This is a genomic window from Thermogutta sp., from assembly GCF_039793925.1.
Lineage (GTDB): Bacteria > Planctomycetota > Planctomycetia > Pirellulales > Thermoguttaceae > Thermogutta.
Window position 1 is genome coordinate 1 of sequence record NZ_JBAMME010000246.1, and the last position, 5,010, is coordinate 5,010.

Sequence of the window (5,010 nt, forward strand, 5' to 3'; positions counted from 1 at the left end):
AACCCAAGGCGCTGCAACACTGGCGTGGTGAGCACCAGGGGGCCGATCGTGCGAGCTCCAAACTCAACCTCACCCCATTGTACAGTCATGGGAGCACTTCAACGGAAAAGGCGGCGCCCCCATTTTACCACAGTTCAAATCTTTTTCAAGAAATGCGGAATCCCAATGAAACGGGCTTTTCCACCCCAAACGCCCATGTCCCGCCCAGGGCACAATCGTCTCCCTGCCCCGTTCGATGATAACGCGGCGGGCGGTGAATCCGCCTTTTCCCGGTGACCCAAAAGGGCCGCTCGGGTCCCTTCCACCAGGACGAAACGCTGCCCCCACACAGACCGTTCCCCGAGCAACTCGACGCTTTCGTCCCAACTCGGGCGCTGTAAAAGCGCCCAAAGGAGCAGCTCCGGTTGCCACCAAACTCCTGAGGTGTCATCAGCGAACCATCCGGAGCCATCGCCAACGGGCAGTTGGAACACGCGGAGCGAGAAGAGGAAGCCCGGGGGAAGTGGGTGGGGCAGTTTCGCCGATCTGGAGTTTGCTCTGGCCCGGGGACGAGCAACGATTGCTCGTCGTACATCGCCCAGCGACCCGCGACCTTGCGGCAAGCAATCAGCGGCAAAAGGGCTGCTGCTATAATATATATGAGTACAGGCAACGGCTCGTCCCGCAAGCCATTGCTTTCAACCAGAGATGAAAACTTCAGGAGGTGAAATATGCGCACAACGATCGCTTCTCGGCATACCCAAATCACCTACACGTTGCCAGACAACGAGGCGATCGGCACGGCATTGCTTCGGCCTAACGCCAAAGCCTGGGCAGACATATCCCAGTATGGCCCGATCCGCGCAATTGCACAGCAACGGGCAGAAGACAACACCATCGTCATCCGGGCTAGTGGTACAGAAAAGGGGAAAAACAAAGCGGTGACCTGGGTGATCGCTTCCCCGGAGGTGATCACCGATCCCGACAAGCATCCCTATGTGGCTTTCCGCTGCAAAACAACCAGACAGGGCGAGCAGGGAGTGGTCATCTGGGCGTTTCCCGGAGCGGGAACGGTTCTCGCAGGAGCCCAACATTTGCGGCCCGAGCCTCTGGAACGTGCCGAGGGGCTGATGTACCAGACGGCGTACACGATCGAGCAATTGGGCAAGGCGACGGCACTGACGGCATTCTCTTTGTGTCTTGTGGGGTTACCCATCACGATCCCGCTTGCGGTCGTTGCGGCAACACTGGCAGCCCGGGGATACCAGCTTGCCTCCCCTAGGCTGTTTGACGGAGTGCAGAAGATCCTGGGCAGCGAAATCACCGTGCGGTTCGGCGACGAGTTTTCTGGAGTGGGTATGGTGCTCCCGGAGACAGATCGAAAACAGTATACCATCGTCACCTGGCCCTACACGCCCGGTGCATGGTACGATGTACCCACAGGCCTGTGTGTCTACCATCCCGACTCCCGGCATGCTCTGAGAGCCCTTTCCCGGGTCAGGCCCAGGTTCGCTGTCGTGGTGGATGAGCGTAGGGTGCACATAATTAAAGGAAGAAGGGTGGATCATTATCCCAACATGAGGACGGCGTTAGGGAAACCGTTCCGTTGGGCAACCATAGAAGTCCCCCCGAACCAAACGCCCGAGGGGACACCGGCTGACAGCAAGGAAGGCGCGGGGGCATGATGGGCGACCCTGCGGCCCTGCGACCCCGCGACGTTGTGAGGAGGGAAGCGGAATGAAGGATGCGACAAGCACGGATCGCTCCTGCCATTGGTGCGGCGCGAAACTCTATTTTGTGCAAGGTCGGGGATGGGTCCACGAGGAGGGTGGCATCTATATGATGTACTGTCCTGACTGCGGTTGGAAAGGGGCACCCTACCCCAGTCCTACCCGGTGCCCTCGTTGTCACTCTCGCGCGATCCGCGATGACCACTGCGCCCTACCGGAAGAATAAATCGGGCAACTCTGCAACCCCGCGATCTGCAACAAGTAATGCGCGATTCGCGCACAGGAGACACTCATGGACTACGTAGAGCAACAACTGGCTCAGAATGAGCGCATCGTATTTGTCACCCGGCAGCACTGGATCTCCCTTTTACCGGTCGCCCTGAGAGACCTCGGAATCGCCATCGTCATCATCGCGCTCTCGATCGGCGGCGCCTCGGTTACTCCCTCCCTTCTTCCCCTGGGCCTTCTGCTCCTGCTTTTCCCTCTGGGCCACTTCCTCATCCGCTTCATCGGCTGGCGCAATCAACAGTACATTGTCACCAACCGGCGAGTGATGGAGGTCCGGGGGGTCTATATGAAGCGCGTCTCCGACTCTTGGCTGGAAAAGGTCAACGATGTGGTGACGAAGCAAGGCATGCTGGGACAGTTGCTGGATTACGGCGATGTCCAAATCATCACCGGCGCCGACATCGGGGTCGACGTTTTCCGTCGCGTCGCCCACCCCATCCAGTTCAAGATCGCGATGATGGACCAGAAAGCGATCTATTCGGAGCGACCTGCCGAGTTCCGCTCCAGGGATGTGCCGGACCTGCGGGCCCGCCTGAATGACCCGCGCAGGCGCGGGCTCATCACCTAGGAGGAACTGGCGCGGAGGAAACGGGAATTCCCGGACCGGTTCAAGTCGGGATGGGTTCGGTCGTCAACCGCTGCCCGCTCGTTCCCACCCACTGTTTCTAAACGGTGCACGACAGATGGGATCAGCTCAAAACAGGAGGTACCAATGTCGCCAGCGATTCTTTCTATCATGTTATCGGTATTGGGGTTGATCGGTTGCCCACCCTTCGCGGGAATCGCGGGGATCTGGCTGGGGAAAAAGGCCCAGCGAGAAGGGGATCAACCACAACTGGCACACGCAGGGATCATTCTGGGATGGATCAGCTTGGCCAGTAATATTGTCGGCCTCTGCATTGTCGCTGTCCTCCTGACCGCTTTCCTGATCCCTGCACCCGAAGCAGGGACAGAGATCGCACCCACACCGTCCCCCCAGGCGGAATGGGCGACCCCCCTGCCTGCAAATCCTGCCCTGGGAATCACATGCGAAGACGCTGGTGGGGCGAAAGTCTCTTTTGTCTTCGCCGGGACCCCGGCAGAGAAAGCGGGATTGCAGGAGGGGGATATCATCACCTTCGTGGATGGTATGTATGTTGGCTACTGCGACGACCTGGAACGGGAGATTGCATCGCACCGTCCCGGGGAGCGTATTCTGTTAACTGTTCTGCGAGATGGAAAGAACATTCGGATCGCGGTTGTGCTGGGGACAACCCCGTCAGAATAAACAAGCGGCCAGTACTTCATCCGCCCCATCATTCCCCCACTTGCCGACCCATCCAGCATCGTTCAGCCGAGGAACCGTGCATCCCGCTGGGCATACGAGCGGGGTGGTCAGGATGGCTTTTCCTTCCCCCGATAGCCAGATGACTCCTCCAACAGCGGAACGGGCAAAAACAGTCTGTGAGCCGCGGGGCGATGAGGTCGGAGAGGGCCGGTCATGGATTTCACCCGGCGGGGGGGCTTGGGTGTATCCATCGCTCTCTCGGAACGAAAACGGGAGGGAGTTCCCCCACACCCTTTTCAGGTTGCTCCGTAACGGCTCTCCGGTTACCGCGGAACGGTCCAGCATGCCCGGGTAGGTCATCGTGTTCAACGCACGGCGGCGAATACGAGCCGGAGTTTCCCGGGTGGCCAATAGACGGGTGCTCAACGATCTTCCAAAAGATGGTTTTCAGCCGAAAAACCGCCGTTTCCGCCAAAGAGCGGCCGCTTCCCGGCGCAGCGACCGTGCCGGCTCCCATCTCGCGAGTGGGACAGCCCCTGGGCATTCCCGGCGTCCCGGCGAGGGGAGATGGCAATGTTCCGGAAGGGCCTGATCGACTTCCCGTCGGTCGGATGAGCCATTCCCCGCCGCACGGACCGGGAGGTGTTCCACCTCCTCCAGTATCGGCTGGACAACTTCGGAGCCGTGGAACTCCATCGCCGGAATCTCGCCGGTTTCGCTGTCTACGGCCAGATGGATTTTGCGCCAAGTGCGCCGCTTGGAAAAGCCGTCCCCTTCGCCGGAGACCTTCAGCCCGCTGCTGTCCAGAACCAGACGCAACGGGCCTTTTGCCCGTTGGGGGAGACAAGCCCGGACACTCCGGCCTCTCCGGGAAAGGGTGGTATGGTCGGGCACGGGCAACGAAACCCCTGCTGCCCGACTGGGAAGATGATACCCTTCTCGGATGGTCAGAACGAACTTAATGGCCCCATCGCGACAAACAAAAGGAGCGCCCCGATGGGGAGGGCCCTGATCAAACCACCCCGTCAGTCCATCTTCTGCAATCCGGATGGTCATGGAACCTCGCTGAACCAGCGCTCGGTCATATTCCGGCCCGTTCCGCTCGCTGTTTGCGTTGCCGGTGTGGGATTGGTTTTTTGCTCTTCATATCTGTAGATGATCCTCGAATCCGGCCGATTTGTCCAGATTTGCGCACCAAGGCCATCAATGACGATAAGCCGCAGAATGGTGTCGGGATACTCCTTTATTAAGGGAATGTCGCAGGTGGAGCGCTATAATACCAACAACCCCGATCGCGGCGGCCCATCACCACAAAGAGTGAAAAAACGAGATTCCCTCTAACAGGGCATACGGGCTGGGCACATAGGATGGCTTTCTCCCCGGATGGCCGGATACTGGCATCCGGGTCGTGGAACGGCACCGCGCGGCTGCGGGCCGTCCACGAATCAGGAGGAGCGCAAGGTTGCAGGTCGTAAAGTCGCATCTGCGACCAGCAATTGACAACTACGGGGGGGTGAAAAATGGGATTTGCTCTGAAAGGGCATACAGGCCGGGTACACTGTGTGGCCTTTTCCCCAGATAGCCAGATGCTGGCATCGGGGTCGGCAGACGGCACTGTGCGGCTGTGGGACCCCGCTACCGGAAAGGTGCTACGTACCCTGGAAGGGCACGAAGGCGCGGTAGTCAGCGTAGCCTTCTCCCCCGATGGCCGGATGCTGGCATCGGGGTCAGCAGACGGCACTGTGC

Annotated in this window: 5 protein-coding genes and 1 pseudogene; 5 read left to right on the plus strand and 1 reads right to left on the minus strand. The window is 59.7% G+C overall.

Annotation, left to right across the window (positions count from 1 at the left end; translation table 11 throughout):
* The first annotated feature begins 710 nt into the window (after positions 1-710).
* From ABJK56_RS11725 to ABJK56_RS11740, 4 genes are all read left to right on the plus strand, one after another.
* A complete protein-coding gene (locus ABJK56_RS11725; protein WP_347244857.1) occupies positions 711-1,664 on the plus strand; it encodes a hypothetical protein in 954 nt (317 codons plus the stop codon).
* Between the two features lie 52 nt (positions 1,665-1,716).
* Positions 1,717-1,935, plus strand: a complete 219-nt coding sequence (locus ABJK56_RS11730; RefSeq protein WP_347244858.1) for a hypothetical protein — start codon at positions 1,717-1,719, stop codon at positions 1,933-1,935.
* A 66-nt stretch (positions 1,936-2,001) separates the two neighbouring features.
* Entirely contained in the window at positions 2,002-2,565 is a 564-nt protein-coding gene (locus ABJK56_RS11735) for a PH domain-containing protein (RefSeq protein ID WP_347244859.1), read from the plus strand.
* 144 nt (positions 2,566-2,709) lie between these two features.
* Positions 2,710-3,264: a PDZ domain-containing protein gene (locus ABJK56_RS11740; protein ID WP_347244860.1), complete on the plus strand. Its 555-nt coding sequence runs from the start codon at positions 2,710-2,712 to the stop codon at positions 3,262-3,264.
* Between the two features lie 447 nt (positions 3,265-3,711).
* On the opposite strand, the gene ABJK56_RS11745 is transcribed toward ABJK56_RS11740, so the two are convergent.
* Positions 3,712-4,320, minus strand: coding sequence for a transposase (locus ABJK56_RS11745; protein WP_347244861.1), 609 nt, complete (start codon positions 4,318-4,320; stop codon positions 3,712-3,714).
* A 464-nt stretch (positions 4,321-4,784) separates the two neighbouring features.
* Between ABJK56_RS11745 and ABJK56_RS11750 the strand changes: the two are divergent.
* A pseudogene (locus ABJK56_RS11750) lies at positions 4,785-5,010 on the plus strand (hypothetical protein); the annotation flags it as partial.